This window comes from Streptomyces niveiscabiei (assembly GCF_033794345.1).
GTDB classification, from domain to species: Bacteria; Actinomycetota; Actinomycetes; order Streptomycetales; family Streptomycetaceae; genus Streptomyces; species Streptomyces niveiscabiei.
On record NZ_JARAYJ010000005.1, the window covers coordinates 160,971 to 175,553 of the forward strand.

Consider the following 14,583-nt stretch of genomic DNA (forward strand, 5'->3'; position numbering starts at 1 on the left):
GTGACCCCCGTTACGCCCCCGCCAGGAACGCCCCCACCGCCACCCGCGCCGCCTCCTCCACCAGCGACACCCCCGCCGCCATGCTCACGTTCCCGTCGGACAGCACGGCCACCAGATACGCCCCGCCCCCGGCCGTCACCCGCCCGATGCTGTTGACGTCCCACAGCCCCGTCGTGCTGCGCGGGAGCCACCCGTTCTTCAGCGCCCACCCGGCGCCCTGCGCGGCGGCCGACACCCCCCACCGCTGATCGGCCTCGACCTGGGCCATCAGCCCGCCGACGTACGCCCGGGAGGCGTCGCTCAGTTCCGAGGAGTCCCCGAACACCTGCTGGAGCAGGGCGAGTTGATCGGCGGCGGTCGTCTGCGTGAGCCCCCACAGCGCGCCCTCCCCGCCCTCCGTGCCGGTCATCCCGAACCGGTCGTTGGCCGCGTCGAGCCCCTCCGCCCGGCCGATGCTGTTCCACAGGGCGGTGGCCGAGTCGTTGTCGCTGTTCTCGATCATCAGGGCGGCGTACGCCTTCTCCCGCGCGGTGAGGCTCCGGCCCGCGTCCTGCGCCTGGAGCAGCAGCGCGGCGAGGATGTCGACCTTCACGATGCTGGCCGTGTCGAACGCGGCCTCCCCGTACACGGCACTGTCCCCGGAGGCCAGATCGAGCACCCCCACGGACACGGCGGCGTCACCGGGGACGCTCACCGTCCCCATCGCCGTCTTCAGCAGCGCGGTGCGGTCGGTCTCCGGCACAGGTTCCTCCTGGGTGCGCGCGGCCGGCGAGGACGTCGCCGCCGGGGCCGACGATACGGGGGTGCCGGGAGCGCTGTCGTGGGTCTTCACGTACGCCGTCCCGCAGGCCATCGCGACGACGGCGAGCACGGACACCAGGAGCGGCCGGCGCCGGGAGGAGGGGCGGGCGCGGTGGCGTCGTACGGCTCTGGAGGACTCCATCCCGCGATGGTGGGGGCGGTGACTGTGTCCCCCGTGAGACGGACGTTAGAGCTGTGTCAGGGATTTCTGAGAGAACCGTGAAACCGGTGACCGCGCGGTTACCGGCCCCGCACAACCGCAGCAGCATCCCCCCGATAGGGTCGTCGACCGTGGCGAACAAGAACATTCCCGACCCCGGCTTCCCCGACGACGACGGCACGGCCGACCCGGCGCTCGCGGCGGCGCTCACCGCGTGGTCGCAGGACCGCACGGCCGTCCCCCCGGTGCTGGCGGCTCTGCGGGACGCCCGCCTCCTGGTCCCCGTCGTGGCGGTCCTCGGCGAGGTCGAGGAGGACGAGAACGGACTGCGCCGCGAGAAGACGAGCGACATGGCGGTCCCCACCCTGAAGGCGGGCCCCCGCAAGGCGCTCCCCGCGTTCACGTCGACGGCGTCCCTGGCCCTCTGGGACCCCCAGGCCCGCCCGGTCGCGGTCCGCCTCCACCAGGCCCTGGAGGCGGCGGCCCACGAGAAGGCGGACACGCTCATCCTGGACCTCGCGGGCCCGGTCCCCTTCGAACTGACGGGACAAGCGCTGCTGGCGTTGGCGGAGGGCCGCACGACGACGGACCCGCTGGCGGACCCGGCAGTGCGCGAGGCGGTGCGAGCAGCGGTGGCATCGGAACCGGCGGTCCAGCGCGCGTACCTGGGCCCGGGAGACTCGGACGGCACCCTGGCCCTGGTCCTGGCGGACGACGCCGTACCGGCCAAGGCGGCCCAGTCGGTGGCGGAACGCCTGGCGGCGGACGAGACACTCAGGGCACGCTTGGTGAAGGGCTTGGATTTGGCACTACTGCCGACCGGCACCGAACTACCGGGCAGCAGCCAGGTCTTCTAGCTGTAAACCGGCCCCGTGTACTTCTCGCCAGGCCCCTGCCCCACCGCGTCCGGCACGATCGACGCCTCGCGAAACGCGAGCTGCAACGACTTCAGGCCGTCCCGCAGCGGCGCCGCATGGAAACTGCTGATCTCCGTGGCGGACGCGTCCAGCAGCCCCGCCAACGCGGTGATCAGCTTGCGCGCCTCGTCCAGGTCCTTGAACTTCTCGCCCTCCTCGGTCAGCCCGAGCTTGACGGCCGCGGCGCTCATGAGGTTGACGGCGACCGTCACGATGACCTCGACGGCGGGGACCTCGGCGATGTCGCGGGTCATTTCGTTGAAGTCGGGGGTGTCACTCATGGGGGACACGATAGGGGGAGGGCGCACAGGGTCCACCACGGAGCCCGGATTGGCCAGTACCGACGCGAACTGTTAACGTTGGAGAACGACCGGCTGGACATGACTGTGCCCGGCCCACAAGTGGAGGCTTCGAACTCCCACCCGACCACCCCCAGGGGCGGCGGGTCACCGGTCAGACGGCCGCCCCTCGCGGGGCGCCGCCGTCCGATGAGTACGCCCCGCGATCCCGCGGCGGTGTTCCGGTAGTTCGAGGAACCCCGCATGTGATCGTCCGGGGCATTTTTTCTGCCTCGGCATGGTTGAAGGTCTTAAGAGACAGACGTTACGCGGCGCTCGAACCAGGGAGTCGCGTGGTGCAACCGAGGAGGACTCATCAGCGCCGAGCCCCGCATCAACGACCGGATTCGCGTTCCCGAGGTGCGACTTGTCGGTCCCAGTGGCGAGCAGGTGGGCATCGTCCCCCTGGCCAAGGCACTGGAGCTTGCGCAGGAGTACGACCTGGACCTGGTCGAGGTCGCGGCGAACGCCCGCCCGCCGGTCTGCAAGCTCATGGACTACGGGAAGTTCAAGTACGAGTCGGCCATGAAGGCCCGTGAGGCGCGCAAGAACCAGGCGCACACGGTCATCAAGGAGATGAAGCTCCGGCCGAAGATCGACCCGCACGACTACGACACCAAGAAGGGTCACGTCGTCCGGTTCCTCAAGCAGGGCGACAAGGTCAAGATCACGATCATGTTCCGCGGCCGTGAGCAGTCGCGCCCGGAGCTGGGCTACCGCCTGCTCCAGCGCCTCGCTTCGGACGTCGAGGACCTCGGGTTCGTCGAGTCGAACCCGAAGCAGGACGGCCGAAACATGATCATGGTTCTCGGTCCGCACAAGAAGAAGACCGAGGCGATGGCCGAGGCCCGTCAGGCGCAGGAGGCCCGCAAGGCCGAGGCGAAGGCCAACCCCGGCCGCTCGCAGAACGCTGCGGACGCCGACGCCGTGAACGCCGAGGTCCGGGAGACCGACGAGGCCGACGAGGTCGTCGAGACCCCTGCCGAGGCTTCCGCCGAGGCGTGATCCACGGGACGCGAGTCCCTCGGATCGACCGACAGAACAGCGACGCTCCACCCCGTGCCCGGTTTCACGACCGGGCACCGGAGCGCCACCGACGAGGAGAGTACGGCGCTATGCCGAAGAACAAGTCGCACAGCGGTGCCAGCAAGCGCTTCAAGATCACCGGCTCCGGCAAGGTGCTCCGCGAGCGCGCCGGCAAGCGCCACCTGCTTGAGCACAAGTCGTCCCGCGTGACGCGTCGCCTCACCGGCAACGCCGAGATGGCCCCGGGCGACGCCGCGAAGATCAAGAAGCTTCTCGGCAAGTGACGTACGGCGCCTAGCGCCCTACGCCTCGACCGGGACCTATTCGACACCGGGTCGTGTGAGTCCAACCACGGCCCCGCTACAAGGAGTTAACAAGTGGCACGCGTCAAGCGGGCAGTCAACGCCCACAAGAAGCGCCGGGCGATCCTCGAAGCCGCCTCCGGCTACCGTGGTCAGCGTTCGCGCCTGTACCGCAAGGCCAAGGAGCAGGTCACCCACTCGCTGGTCTACAACTACAACGACCGCAAGAAGCGCAAGGGCGACTTCCGTCAGCTGTGGATCCAGCGCATCAACGCCGCTGCCCGCGCGAACGGCATCACCTACAACCGCTTCATCCAGGGTCTGAAGGCCGCGAACGTCGAGGTCGACCGCAAGATCCTCGCCGAGCTGGCCGTGAACGACGCGAACGCGTTCGCCGCGCTCGTCGAGGTCGCCCAGAAGGCGCTGCCGGCGGACGTCAACGCCCCCAAGGCGGCGTGACTCCGGGCTTGAGCCTGACTGTACGGACCCGTGGGTTTACCTACGGGTCCGTTTTGTTGACGCGAACTGTCTGAAAGAGACCCTCATGACCCCCGACCTCATCTCCCCCCGTTCCCCCCGCGTCTCCGCCGCGCGGCGCCTCGCCAAGCGGAACTTCCGGAGCAAGGAGCGGCTGTTCCTCGCGGAGGGGCCGCAGGCGGTGCGGGAGGCGGCCAGGGGGACGCTGGTCGAGCTGTTCGCGACCGTGGAGGCCGCCGAGCGGTACGCGGACGTCGTCGGGGAGGCCAGGGACGCGGGCGCGCGGGTGCACCTCGCCGACGAGCAGGTCGTCGCCGACATCTCCACCACCGTCACCCCGCAGGGCCTCGTCGGGATCTGCCGGTTCCTGGACACCCCCTTCGAGGACATCCTCGCCGCCCGCCCGAAGCTCGTCGCCGTCCTCGCCCACGTACGCGACCCCGGGAACGCCGGTACGGTCCTGCGGTGCGCGGACGCGGCCGGCGCCGAGGCCGTCGTCCTCACCGACGCCTCCGTCGACCTGTACAACCCGAAGGCCGTACGCGCGTCCGTCGGATCGCTGTTCCACCTCCCCGTCGCCGTCGGGGTGCCGATCGAGCGGGCCGTGGCGGGGCTGAAGGCGGCCGGCGTCAGGATTCTCGCGGCCGACGGGGCGGGCCGGGACGACCTGGACGACGAGCTGGACAAGGGGACGATGGGCGGCCCGACCGCCTGGGTGTTCGGGAACGAGGCGTGGGGGCTCCCGGAGGAGACCAGGGGGCTCGCGGACGCCGTCGTGCGCGTCCCCATCCACGGAAAGGCTGAAAGTCTGAACCTGGCCACCGCCGCCGCCGTATGTCTCTATGCGTCAGCCCGTGCACAGCGTGCCTCAGGAGGGTGCCGCAGCGTCACCGAGAACTTGTAGGGTGACGTGCTCGGGGGTCCTCGTCGCGGGAGGTGGGGTACGAGGATGAGTGCGGTCACGAGCGGCACACCGGAAGCCCGCAGGGTCTGGTGGCCGCCCGGGATGGGGCCGGACGAGCTGCCGGACGGCCTGGTGGTCGCCGACGAGCACGGCCGGGTCGTCTGTTTCAACGCCGCGGCCGAGCGGATGACCGCCACCGCCGCGGCCGACGTCCTCGGCAGGCCGCTCGACAAGGCGCTGCCGTTAGAGGACCTGGAGGGCCGCCGCTGGTGGCAGCTCACCGATCCCTACGGCGGCCTCGCCACCCGGGTGCGCCAGCCCGAACGCAACCTGCTCCTGCCCGGCGGACGCGAGTTCCTCGTCTCCGCCCGCTACGTCCGCGACCGCCCCGCCGGCCCCGTACAGCGTGTCGTCGTCTGCCTGCGTGACACCGAGGCCCGCCGCCGCACCGAGCGCTCCCACGCCGAGCTGATCGCCACGGTCGCCCACGAACTGCGCTCCCCCCTCACCTCCGTCAAGGGCTTCACCGCGACCCTCCTCGCCAAGTGGGAGCGGTTCACCGACGACCAGAAGCGCCTCATGCTGGAGACCGTCGACGCCGACGCGGACCGCGTGACCCGCCTGATCGCCGAGCTCCTCGACATCTCCCGCATAGACTCCGGCCGCCTGGAGGTCCGCCGCCAGCCCGTCGACATGGGCGCGGCCGTCGGCCGCCACATCCAGGCGTACGTCGCGGCGGGCCTGCCCGCCGACCGCTTCCTCCTGCGCATCGGCCAGCCCCTGCCCGCCCTGTGGGCCGACCCCGACAAGGTCGACCAGGTGCTCAGCAACCTCATCGAAAACGCCGTGCGCCACGGCGAGGGAACCGTCACGATAGACGTCACGTCCGCCGCGTCCCCCCGCGAAGGGGAGGACACGGGCACGTCGGTCACCGTGAGCGACGAGGGGGCGGGCATCCCGGAGGAGTCCATGAACCGCGTCTTCACCCGCTTCTGGCGGGGCAGCAAGCGCGGCGGCACCGGCCTCGGGCTCTACATCGTCAAGGGCATCGTCGAGGCCCACGGCGGCGTCATCACGGTCGGCCGCGCCCCCCAGGGCGGCGCGCAGTTCCGATTTACGTTGCCCGTGGCGGCCCCTGCCTATCTGAGCTAGGCCGCCACGGGCGCGTTCGAACATCCACGCCCCGTTAGACTCGGCCTTTGGCACCTTTGTGTCCCACAGAGCTCAGCGAGCCGGTCACGGGGGTCTTCAGCCAGCCAACCGGAAGCACGGGAAGAGATGTCGGCACCGAATAAGTCGTACGACCCAGTAGAGGTCGAGGCGTTGAAACCGGAAGAAGTCGAGCGTATGCGGGACGAGGCGCTCGCCGCGTTTACCGCCGCCGACTCCCTGGACGCGCTCCAGGAGGCGAAGGTCGCCCACACCGGCGGCACCTCCCCGCTGGCCCTGGCCAACCGCGAGATCGGCGCGCTGCCCCCGCAGGCCAAGGCCGCCGCGGGCAAGCTCGTCGGCCAGGCCCGCGGCGCCGTCAACAAGGCGCTCGCGGCCCGCCAGGCCGAGCTGGAGGCCGAGCGCGACGCCCGCGTCCTCGTCGAGGAGGCCGTCGACGTCACCCTGCCGTACGACCGCGTCCCGGCCGGCGCCCGCCACCCGCTGACGACCCTCTCCGAGCGCATCGAGGACGTCTTCGTCGCGATGGGCTACGAGGTCGCCGAGGGCCCGCAGGTCGAGGCCGAGTGGTTCAACTTCGACGCCCTCAACATCGGCCCCGACCACCCGGCGCGCGGCGAGCAGGACACCTTCTTCGTCCAGGCCGCCGACGGCACCGCCGACTCCGGACAGGTGCTGCGCACCCACACCTCGCCCGTGCAGATCCGCTCCCTCATGGACCGCGACCTGCCGGTGTACGTGATCTGCCCCGGCGTCGTCTACCGCACGGACGAGCTGGACGCCACGCACACCCCGGTCTTCCGCCAGGTCGAGCTGCTCGCGGTCGACGAGGGCCTCACCATGGCCGACCTCAAGGGCACCCTGGACCACATGGTCCGCTCCCTGTTCGGCCCGGACATGGAGACCCGGCTGCGGCCGAACTTCTTCCCGTTCACCGAGCCGTCCGCCGAGATGGACATGGTCTGCTACGTCTGCAAGGGCGAGTCCGTCGGCAACCCCGACCGCCCCTGCCGCACCTGCTCCTCCGAGGGCTGGATCGAGCTGGGCGGCTGCGGCATGGTCAACCCCAAGGTGCTCACCGCCTGCGGCGTCGACCCCGAGAAGTACAGCGGGTTCGCCTTCGGGTTCGGCATCGAGCGCCTGCTGATGTTCCGCCACAACGTCGAAGACATGCGAGACATGGTCGAGGGTGACGTGCGCTTCACCCGGCCGTTCGGGAGTGAGATCTGATGCGTATCCCGCTTTCCTGGCTGCGGGAGTACGTCGATCTCCCCGCCACCGAGACCGGCCGCGACGTGCAGGCCAAACTGGTCTCCGCCGGCCTTGAGGTCGAGACCGTCGAGCAGCTCGGCGAGGGCCTCAAGGGCCCCCTCGTCGTCGGTCAGGTCCTCACCATCGAGGAGCTGGAGGGCTTCAAGAAGCCGATCCGCTTCTGCACCGTCGACGTCGGCACCGCCAACGGCACCGGCGAGCCGCAGGAGATCGTCTGCGGCGCCCGGAACTTCGCCGTCGGCGACAAGGTCGTCGTCGTCCTGCCCGGCGCGGTCCTGCCCGGCGACTTCGCCATCGCCGCCCGCAAGACCTACGGCAAGACCTCCCACGGCATGATCTGCTCCAGCGACGAGCTGGGCATGGGCGAGGACGGCACCAAGGGCATCATCGTCCTGCCGCCCGAGACCGAGGTCGGCAAGGACGCCATCGAGCTGCTCCAGCTCGTCGACGAGGTCCTCGACATCGCCGTCACCGCCAACCGCGGCGACTGCCTGTCCATCCGCGGCGTCGCCCGCGAGACCGCCATCGCCTACGGCCTCCCGCTCAGCGACCCGGCGCTCCTCGACGTGCCCGGACCGAACGCCTACGGCTACCCGGTCCAGGTCTCCGACCCCTTCGGCTGCGACCGCTTCACCGCCCGCACCGTCACCGGGCTCAGCGCCGAGGCACGCTCCCCGATCTGGCTGACCCGCCGCCTCCAGAAGGTCGGCATCCGCCCGATCTCCCTCGCCGTCGACGTCACGAACTACGTGATGACCGAGCTGGGCCAGCCCCTGCACGCCTACGACCGCTCCCGCGTCCAGGGCGCGATCGGCGTCCGCCGCGCCGCCGAGGGCGAGAAGCTCGTCACCCTCGACGCCGTCGAGCGCACCCTCCACGCCGAGGACCTCGTCATCACCGACGAGCGCGGGCCCATCGGCCTCGCGGGCGTCATGGGCGGCGCCAACACCGAGATCGACGACGACGGCGCCACCGGTGACGTCGTCATCGAGGCCGCCCACTTCGACGCGGTCGCCATCGCCCGCACGGCCCGCCGCCACAAGCTGTCCACGGAGGCGTCCCGCCGCTTCGAGCGCGGCGTCGACCCGCAGGCCGCGTCCGCCGCCGCGCAGCGCGCCGTCGACCTGCTCGTCCTCCTCGCCGGTGGCACCGCCGAGGCGGGCGTCACCGAGGTCATCGCGCCGTCCGCGCCGCACACGGTCAGCGTCCCGGCCGACCACCCCGACAAGGTCGCCGGGGTCGCCTACGGCCGCGAGACCGTCGTACGCCGCCTCCAGCAGATCGGCTGCGACGTCTACGGGCAGGACGAACTGATCGTCACCGTCCCGTCCTGGCGGCCCGACCTCGCCGCGCCCAACGACCTCGCCGAAGAGGTCATCCGGCTTGAGGGGTACGAGAACCTGCCCTCCACCCTGCCCAAGCCGCCCGCCGGGCGCGGCCTCACCGGGCGGCAGCGCCTGCACCGCCGGGTCGGCCGCGCGCTGGCCGGGGCCGGGTACGTCGAGGCGCCGTCCTACCCGTTCATCGGGGAGCAGGTCTTCGACCAGCTGCTGCTCGACGCGGACGACGTCCGTCGGCGGGTCGTGAAGCTGACCAACCCCCTCAACGACGAGGAGCCCGCGCTCCGTACGTCGCTGCTGCCCGGGCTGCTCGGTGCGCTCCGCCGCAACGACGGACGCGGCTCGCACGATCTCGCCCTGTTCGAGACGGGGCTCGTGTTCCACCCCCGCGAGGAGCAGGCCGTCGCCCCGGTGCTGCCCGTCGACCGGCGACCCACGGACGAGGAACTCGCTTCCCTGAACGCCGCGTTGCCGGTTCAGCCCCGGCACGTGGGTGTCGTCCTCGCCGGGGCCCGCGAGCAGGCCGGCTGGTGGGGCAAGGGCCGCCCCGCCGACTGGGCCGACGCCGTCGAGGCGGGGCGCGCGGTCGCGCGTGAGGCCGGGGCCGAGGTCGTGGTGCGGCAAGGGCAGTACGGGCCCTGGCACCCCGGTCGGTGCGCCGAGTTCGTGATCGGTGAGACCGTCGTCGGATACGCCGGCGAGCTGCACCCCCGCGTGGTCAAGGCGTTCGGGCTGCCCGCGCGGACCGCCGCGATGGAGATCGACCTCGACGCGGTCGAGTTGGCCGGGGTCGGGCTCCTTGAGGCGCCCCGGATCTCGTCGTTCCCCGTCGCCACGCAGGATGTCGCGCTGGTGGTGGAGAAGACGGTTCCTTCTGCCGACGTCGAGGCCGCGCTTCGGGAAGGTGCCGGGGAGCTGCTGGAGGCGGTTCGGTTGTTCGACGTGTACGAGAACGTCGAGCAACTGGGGGAGGGGCGGAAGTCGTTGGCTTACGCGCTGCGCTTCCGTGCGGGTGACCGGACACTGACGGTTGATGAGGCTTCGGCTGCTCGGGATGCTGCTGTGGCTCTCGCGGGGGAGCGTACGGGGGCTGTCCTGCGGGGTTGATGGTTCGTTGCCGGGTGCGGGTGATCTGTGGCCGTTCGCGCAGTGCCCCGCGCCCCTAAAAGACCTTCACTCGTCCGGGTGACATTGGCGGCCCTCCTGGTCTCCTTGAGTCATCCCTCGACAGAATGCAGACCGGTCTCTCGGGGCCGGTCTGTTTTCGTTCCTGGCCTAGATGGGGGGCCGTCGGGGATGTTCGGCGTCAGGCGGTCGTTGGGGTGGGTGGTCACGCCCGTGATGTGGGGGGCCGTGGCGGTCACCTCGTATCAGTTGGTGTGTCCGTTCGTCGGGGGAGTGGTGTTCTGTGCCGTCGCGCTGCATCTGCGACGGGAGTTGAAGCAGGCCAGGTACGTCGCCGGGGTCGCCCAGAGTGTGGTGCTGCGGCCCCTGCCGCCTCGCGTCGAGGGCCTCGGTGTCGCCGCCGTGCAGGTCTCCGCCGAGCGGGGGGCCTCGGTCGGCGGGGATCTGTACGACGTCGTCGGCACCGAGTTCGGGGTGCGGGTCGTGATGGGGGACGTGCGGGGGCACGGGCTCGCCGCGTTGGGGACCGTCGCGGCGCTGCTCGGGGGGTTCCGGGAGGCCGTGTACGACGAGCCCGAACTCGGGGGAGTGTTACGCCGGTTGGACCGCACGCTCGCCCGGCATCTACGGGATCGCGCGACGGGGCCGGTGGGGGAGGAGTTCGTCACGGTGCTGCTGCTGGAGATCGGCGCGGACGGGGGCGTACTGGCGTTGAACTGCGGCCACCCGTGGCCGTACGTGATCACGGGCAGCCGGGTGCTTCCGCTGTCGAGAGCGGATCCCCTCCCACCCCTGGGCCCGTTCCCCCTGCCGGCCGACCCGGCAGCGGAGCACGGTTTCCTCCTCCCCGGCGAGTCCATGGTCCTCTTCACGGACGGCGCGGAGGACGCGAGGGACAGGAGGGGCCGCTTCTTCCCGCTCCCGTACATGCTGGAAAGGGCGGCGGCAGAACATGGCGGTTCACCAAGGGAGTTGGTGACGACGGTACTGACGGACCTCCTGCGACACACGGCGGGAAGACCAGGGGATGACGCAGCCTTACTGGCACTTCGCAACGCCCGCTCAGGTGGCTCTTTTAGGGGCGCGGGGCAGCATCTATCAGCGGCTCCGCCGCAGGGCGCGAGCAACCACAACGAACCCGCACATCCGTAGCCGCCCTGCCAACCCTCCGGCCAGAACGTCGCTTCGAGGGGGAGCCGCCGCCCCGGCCGGAGGCACTCCAGTGAACCCGCACAGACCCCCCGCCCGAAACCGAGCGCGCCCCACAACCGCGGGCGCTCCCTTCACACCCCGTGTGAACCCACCCCCACTACCCTGGTCCCAGGCGAGCCACAACGGGGGCACCCATGCAGCCCAACACCCTCCTCGACGCGATCCTCGACGAAGCCGGCATCTCGCACGCGGGCCTGGCGGCTCACGTCAACGAGGTGGGCCGGAGACGGGGGTTGGCGCTCCGGTACGAACACACCGCGGTGGCCCGCTGGTTGAAGGGCCAGCGCCCGAGGGGCCAGGTCCCGGACCTGATCTGCGAGGTGCTGGCGGCGCGCCTGCACCGCCCGGTGACGCTGGACGACATAGGTCTCGGCGTACCGGGCGAACCCGGCGCCCCCCACTCGGGCACGCTCTCGGGCTTCGTGGAGCGGGCGACCGCGCTGTGGCGCTCGGACGAGCAGCAACGGCCGCACATCCTGGGCGCTCCGGCGGTCACCGGCACTCCGGCGGTGATGCCGGTGTGGGAGTGGGAGAACCCTCCGGAGGACGTGGACGTGAGCCGGGGGGGCCGCCACCGCGTGACCGCCGGGGACATCGAGATGCTGAGGGCGGCGAGGGCGCACTACGAGCAGATGTACCGCAAGGCGGGCGGCGTGGCGACGCGCGCGAGGATCGTCGGTTTCCTGAACGCGGAGGCGGCCCCGCTGCTGAGGGGCGGCTACACGGACGCGACGGGACGCCAACTGCACCGCGCGACGGGCGGGTTGGTGGCGATCGCGGGCATCTGCGCCTACGACTCGGACGCGCACGGCCTCGCGCAGCGCTACTTCCACCAGGCGCTGCGCCTGGCGAAGGCGAGCGGCGACCGGGGACTCGGCGCGTACGTGATCGCGCTGCTCGTCAACCAGGCGTTGTTCATGCGGGAGTTCCGCCAGGCGGTCGCGTTCGCGGAAGCGGCGTTGCGGACGGCCGGCAAGCACATCACCCCCGCCCTCGCCTCCGACCTGTACGCGATGCAGGCGAAGGCGTACGCGCACCTCGGTGACAGCACGAGCGCGATCTCCTGCATCCGGCGCGCGGAGACGGCGGCCGACCGCATCCGGCGCGGCCACGAGCCCGACGAGACGGGCTATGTCCAGCCGGGCCTGGTCAACGTCCAGGTCGCGGAAGCCCTGTTGAGCCTCGGTGACATCACGGCCGCCGCCGAGCACGCCGCCGCGGCCGTCGACACCCCGGCACACGACCGGGGCCGCGTCCACCGCCTCGCGATGCTCTCCACGATCGAGCTGCGGCAGGGCAACGCGGACAAGGCGGTCGTCACGGCCGTCGAAATGGCCGAGCAGGCGCGGGGGATGGAGTCCCAGCGGCTGCGCGACCGGCTGCGCGAGGTCCGCGAGCACCTGGCGCGCAGCGGCGGCGCGGGTACGGCCGAGGCGGCCGAGCTGATCGACGGGGCGCTGCGGGTTCCGCTGTAGGGGAGCCTCGTACGACTGAGACGCGGCGGACGGGGAAGCCGCATCACTAGCCGTATGACCGAGCCCTGCTCGTGTACCCCCGATCCGCCCCCTGTGTGCTCCCGCTCCCACCTCCGCAGATCTCCGCCGCGCATCCCCTGCTGCGATATTGCCCCTTACCCGAACGGAAGGTGGCAGAACCGTGCAGTGGACGAAAAAAAACGAACAGGCCGTGTACGTGAACCGGTGGTTCAGCGTCAATCTCGCGGACGTCGAACTGCCCGACGGACGGCACCTGGACCACTTCCTCATCCGGCTGCGGCCGGTCGCGGTCGCGACGGTGGTCAACGAGGCGAACGAGGTGCTGCTGCTGTGGCGGCACCGCTTCATCACGGACAGCTGGGGGTGGGAACTCGCGGCCGGCGTCGTCGAGGACGGCGAGGACGTCGCGGACGCGGCGGCGCGGGAGCTGGAGGAGGAGACCGGCTGGCGGCCGGGGCCCCTCCACCACCTGATGACCGTCGAGCCGTCCAACGGACTCACCGACGCCCGCCACCACATCTACTGGGCGGACGAAGGGGAGTACGTCGGACATCCCGTCGACGACTTCGAGTCGGACCGCAGGGAGTGGGTCCCGCTCAAGCTCGTCCCCGACATGGTCGCCCGTGGGGAGGTCCCGGCCGCGAACATGGCCGCGGCCCTGATGCTCCTGCATCACCTCAGGCTGGGGTGAGCGTCCTCCTCAACGCCCCATCCGCTCCCACAGGGTGGCCACCAGGGCGCCGATGGACGTGACCGCAGCCAGCGAGGGAAGCGGCCAGCGGCGGTGCTCCAGGGTGACGATCCGGCTGTTCAGCTCGTCGAGTTCCTTGGCGGTCTGCTCGGTACGGTGGGTCAGCAGAGCGAGGCCGCCCTCGACGCGGGCGTACGCCACGTCGAGTCGGCGCCGTAACTCTGCGAGTTCCTCGGTCTTCATGGTCCTGGTGGGATGTTCCGGATCGCCGGTCACCTCTCCGCTCCTCTCCGCGATGATCCGTGATGGTCCGTAACGGAACGCCATCCCTTGCATGCGCATGAAGAGTGAACCTCCCTGGTGGGCGCGGCGGGAGAGTGTGCGGAGGGCATATGCGGGCCCGGCGCGCACACGGTGTGTGAATGGCGCGGGCCCGGTGCTCCGAAGAGCGCCGGGCCCGTTCCGGGTGACGGTCCGTAGTCAGCCGTAGGTGTAGAAGCCCGCGCCGGACTTCCGGCCGAGACGGCCCGCGTCCACCATGCGCGCCAGCAGCGGGGGAGCGGCGTACAGGGGCTCCTTGTATTCGTCATACATGGACGCGGCGACCGACGCGACCGTGTCCAGGCCGATCAGGTCCGACAGCTTCAGCGGGCCCATCGGGTGGGCGCAGCCCAGTTCCATGCCGTTGTCGATGTCCTCGCGGCTCGCGATGCCCGTCTCGAACATCCGGATCGCGGACAGGAGGTAGGGGATCAGCAGCGCGTTCACCACGAAGCCCGAGCGGTCCTGGGCGCGGATCGCGTGCTTGCCCAGCAGCTTCTCGGCGAAGAGCTGGGCGCGGGAGAGGGTGCCCTCGCTGGTGGTCAGCGCCGGGATCAGCTCGACGAGCTTCTGCACCGGGGCCGGGTTGAAGAAGTGGATGCCGATCACGTGGTCCGGGCGGGACGTCGCGACCGCGAGCTTCACCAGCGGGATCGAGGAGGTGTTGGAGGCGAGGATCGCGTCCGGGCGGGTCACGACCTGGTCCAGGACCTGGAAGATCTCCGTCTTCACCTGCTCGTTCTCCACGACCGCCTCGATGACGAGGTCCCGGTCGGCGAACTCGCCGAGGTCCGTGGTGAAGCTGAGGCGGCCGAGCGTGGCGTCCCGCTCCTCCTCGGTGATCTTGCCGCGCTCGGCGGCCTTCGTCAGCGAGGTGAGCAGCCGGGTACGGCCGAACTCCAGGGCCTCGCCGGTCGTCTCGGCGACCTTCACGTCGAGTCCGGCGCGGGCACAGACCTCGGCGATACCGGCGCCCATCTGGCCGCAGCCGACCACTCCGACGCGTTCGATGTCGGTCACATCGCTCCTCT

At 70.9% G+C, this 14,583-nt stretch carries 15 protein-coding genes; 11 read left to right on the plus strand and 4 right to left on the minus strand.

What is annotated here, in order from left to right:
* Positions 1-10 precede the first annotated feature (10 nt).
* A complete protein-coding gene (locus PV682_RS08950) occupies positions 11-943 on the minus strand; it encodes a serine hydrolase (protein ID WP_319725876.1) in 933 nt (310 codons plus the stop codon).
* Positions 944-1,092: 149 nt separating this feature from the next.
* On the opposite strand from PV682_RS08950, the gene PV682_RS08955 reads away from it, so the two are divergent.
* On the plus strand, positions 1,093-1,818 hold the full coding sequence (locus tag PV682_RS08955) for an SseB family protein (protein ID WP_319725878.1): 726 nt from the start codon (positions 1,093-1,095) through the stop codon (positions 1,816-1,818).
* Here the strand turns inward: PV682_RS08955 and PV682_RS08960 are convergent.
* Entirely contained in the window at positions 1,815-2,159 is a 345-nt protein-coding gene (locus PV682_RS08960) for a DUF1844 domain-containing protein (RefSeq protein ID WP_319725880.1), read from the minus strand. The two genes, PV682_RS08955 and PV682_RS08960, sit on opposite strands and share 4 nt — an antisense overlap.
* Positions 2,160-2,531: 372 nt before the next feature.
* Here PV682_RS08960 and infC point away from each other — a divergent pair, with 372 nt between their 5' ends.
* The 10 genes from infC to PV682_RS09010 all read left to right on the plus strand — a co-directional run bounded on the left by infC (position 2,532) and on the right by PV682_RS09010 (position 13,231).
* Positions 2,532-3,221: a translation initiation factor IF-3 gene (infC, locus tag PV682_RS08965; RefSeq protein ID WP_079056703.1), complete on the plus strand. Its 690-nt coding sequence runs from the start codon at positions 2,532-2,534 to the stop codon at positions 3,219-3,221.
* Positions 3,222-3,331: 110 nt separating this feature from the next.
* Complete coding sequence (rpmI, locus tag PV682_RS08970; RefSeq protein WP_003977225.1) at positions 3,332-3,526, plus strand: 50S ribosomal protein L35; 195 nt, start codon at positions 3,332-3,334, stop codon at positions 3,524-3,526.
* A 93-nt stretch (positions 3,527-3,619) separates the two neighbouring features.
* Positions 3,620-4,003, plus strand: a complete 384-nt coding sequence (gene rplT, locus PV682_RS08975) for a 50S ribosomal protein L20 (RefSeq protein ID WP_010350261.1) — start codon at positions 3,620-3,622, stop codon at positions 4,001-4,003.
* 85 nt (positions 4,004-4,088) lie between these two features.
* Positions 4,089-4,925, plus strand: coding sequence for a TrmH family RNA methyltransferase (locus tag PV682_RS08980; RefSeq protein WP_319725882.1), 837 nt, complete (start codon positions 4,089-4,091; stop codon positions 4,923-4,925).
* Positions 4,926-4,970: 45 nt separating this feature from the next.
* Positions 4,971-6,077 carry a sensor histidine kinase gene (locus PV682_RS08985; protein ID WP_055724832.1) on the plus strand — a complete coding sequence of 369 codons (1,107 nt, stop codon included), beginning with the start codon at positions 4,971-4,973 and terminating at the stop codon, positions 6,075-6,077.
* Between the two features lie 126 nt (positions 6,078-6,203).
* Complete coding sequence (gene pheS, locus PV682_RS08990; RefSeq protein ID WP_319725886.1) at positions 6,204-7,325, plus strand: phenylalanine--tRNA ligase subunit alpha; 1,122 nt, start codon at positions 6,204-6,206, stop codon at positions 7,323-7,325.
* The gene (gene pheT, locus PV682_RS08995; RefSeq protein WP_319725889.1) at positions 7,325-9,814 is read left to right on the plus strand and encodes a phenylalanine--tRNA ligase subunit beta; all 2,490 of its coding nucleotides are present in this window, start codon (positions 7,325-7,327) and stop codon (positions 9,812-9,814) included. The genes pheS and pheT overlap by 1 nt, the downstream gene beginning before the upstream one ends.
* A gap of 189 nt (positions 9,815-10,003) precedes the next feature.
* Positions 10,004-10,984 (plus strand): PP2C family protein-serine/threonine phosphatase, encoded by a 981-nt coding sequence (locus PV682_RS09000; protein ID WP_319725891.1) that lies wholly within the window; start codon positions 10,004-10,006, stop codon positions 10,982-10,984.
* Positions 10,985-11,178: 194 nt separating this feature from the next.
* Entirely contained in the window at positions 11,179-12,519 is a 1,341-nt protein-coding gene (locus PV682_RS09005; RefSeq protein WP_055718610.1) for a hypothetical protein, read from the plus strand.
* A gap of 181 nt (positions 12,520-12,700) precedes the next feature.
* Positions 12,701-13,231 carry an NUDIX hydrolase gene (locus PV682_RS09010; protein ID WP_319725894.1) on the plus strand — a complete coding sequence of 177 codons (531 nt, stop codon included), beginning with the start codon at positions 12,701-12,703 and terminating at the stop codon, positions 13,229-13,231.
* Between the two features lie 9 nt (positions 13,232-13,240).
* Here the strand turns inward: PV682_RS09010 and PV682_RS09015 are convergent, their stop codons facing one another.
* On the minus strand, positions 13,241-13,507 hold the full coding sequence (locus tag PV682_RS09015) for a hypothetical protein (protein WP_319725897.1): 267 nt from the start codon (positions 13,505-13,507) through the stop codon (positions 13,241-13,243).
* 204 nt (positions 13,508-13,711) lie between these two features.
* Complete coding sequence (locus PV682_RS09020; RefSeq protein WP_319725899.1) at positions 13,712-14,572, minus strand: 3-hydroxybutyryl-CoA dehydrogenase; 861 nt, start codon at positions 14,570-14,572, stop codon at positions 13,712-13,714.
* Between the last annotated feature and the right edge of the window lie 11 nt (positions 14,573-14,583).

Bases quoted from the DNA above. Each gene is read 5' to 3' on its own strand.
- PV682_RS08960 (WP_319725880.1), bottom strand. From the start codon at position 2,159: ATGAGTGACACCCCCGACTTCAACGAAATGACCCGCGACATCGCCGAG.
- pheT (WP_319725889.1), top strand. From the start codon at position 7,325: ATGCGTATCCCGCTTTCCTGGCTGCGGGAGTACGTCGATCTCCCCGCC.
- PV682_RS09005 (WP_055718610.1), top strand. From the start codon at position 11,179: ATGCAGCCCAACACCCTCCTCGACGCGATCCTCGACGAAGCCGGCATC.
- PV682_RS08980 (WP_319725882.1), top strand. From the start codon at position 4,089: ATGACCCCCGACCTCATCTCCCCCCGTTCCCCCCGCGTCTCCGCCGCG.
- PV682_RS08985 (WP_055724832.1), top strand. From the start codon at position 4,971: ATGAGTGCGGTCACGAGCGGCACACCGGAAGCCCGCAGGGTCTGGTGG.
- PV682_RS08950 (WP_319725876.1), bottom strand. From the start codon at position 943: ATGGAGTCCTCCAGAGCCGTACGACGCCACCGCGCCCGCCCCTCCTCC.
- pheS (WP_319725886.1), top strand. From the start codon at position 6,204: ATGTCGGCACCGAATAAGTCGTACGACCCAGTAGAGGTCGAGGCGTTG.
- PV682_RS09000 (WP_319725891.1), top strand. From the start codon at position 10,004: ATGTTCGGCGTCAGGCGGTCGTTGGGGTGGGTGGTCACGCCCGTGATG.
- rpmI (WP_003977225.1), top strand. From the start codon at position 3,332: ATGCCGAAGAACAAGTCGCACAGCGGTGCCAGCAAGCGCTTCAAGATC.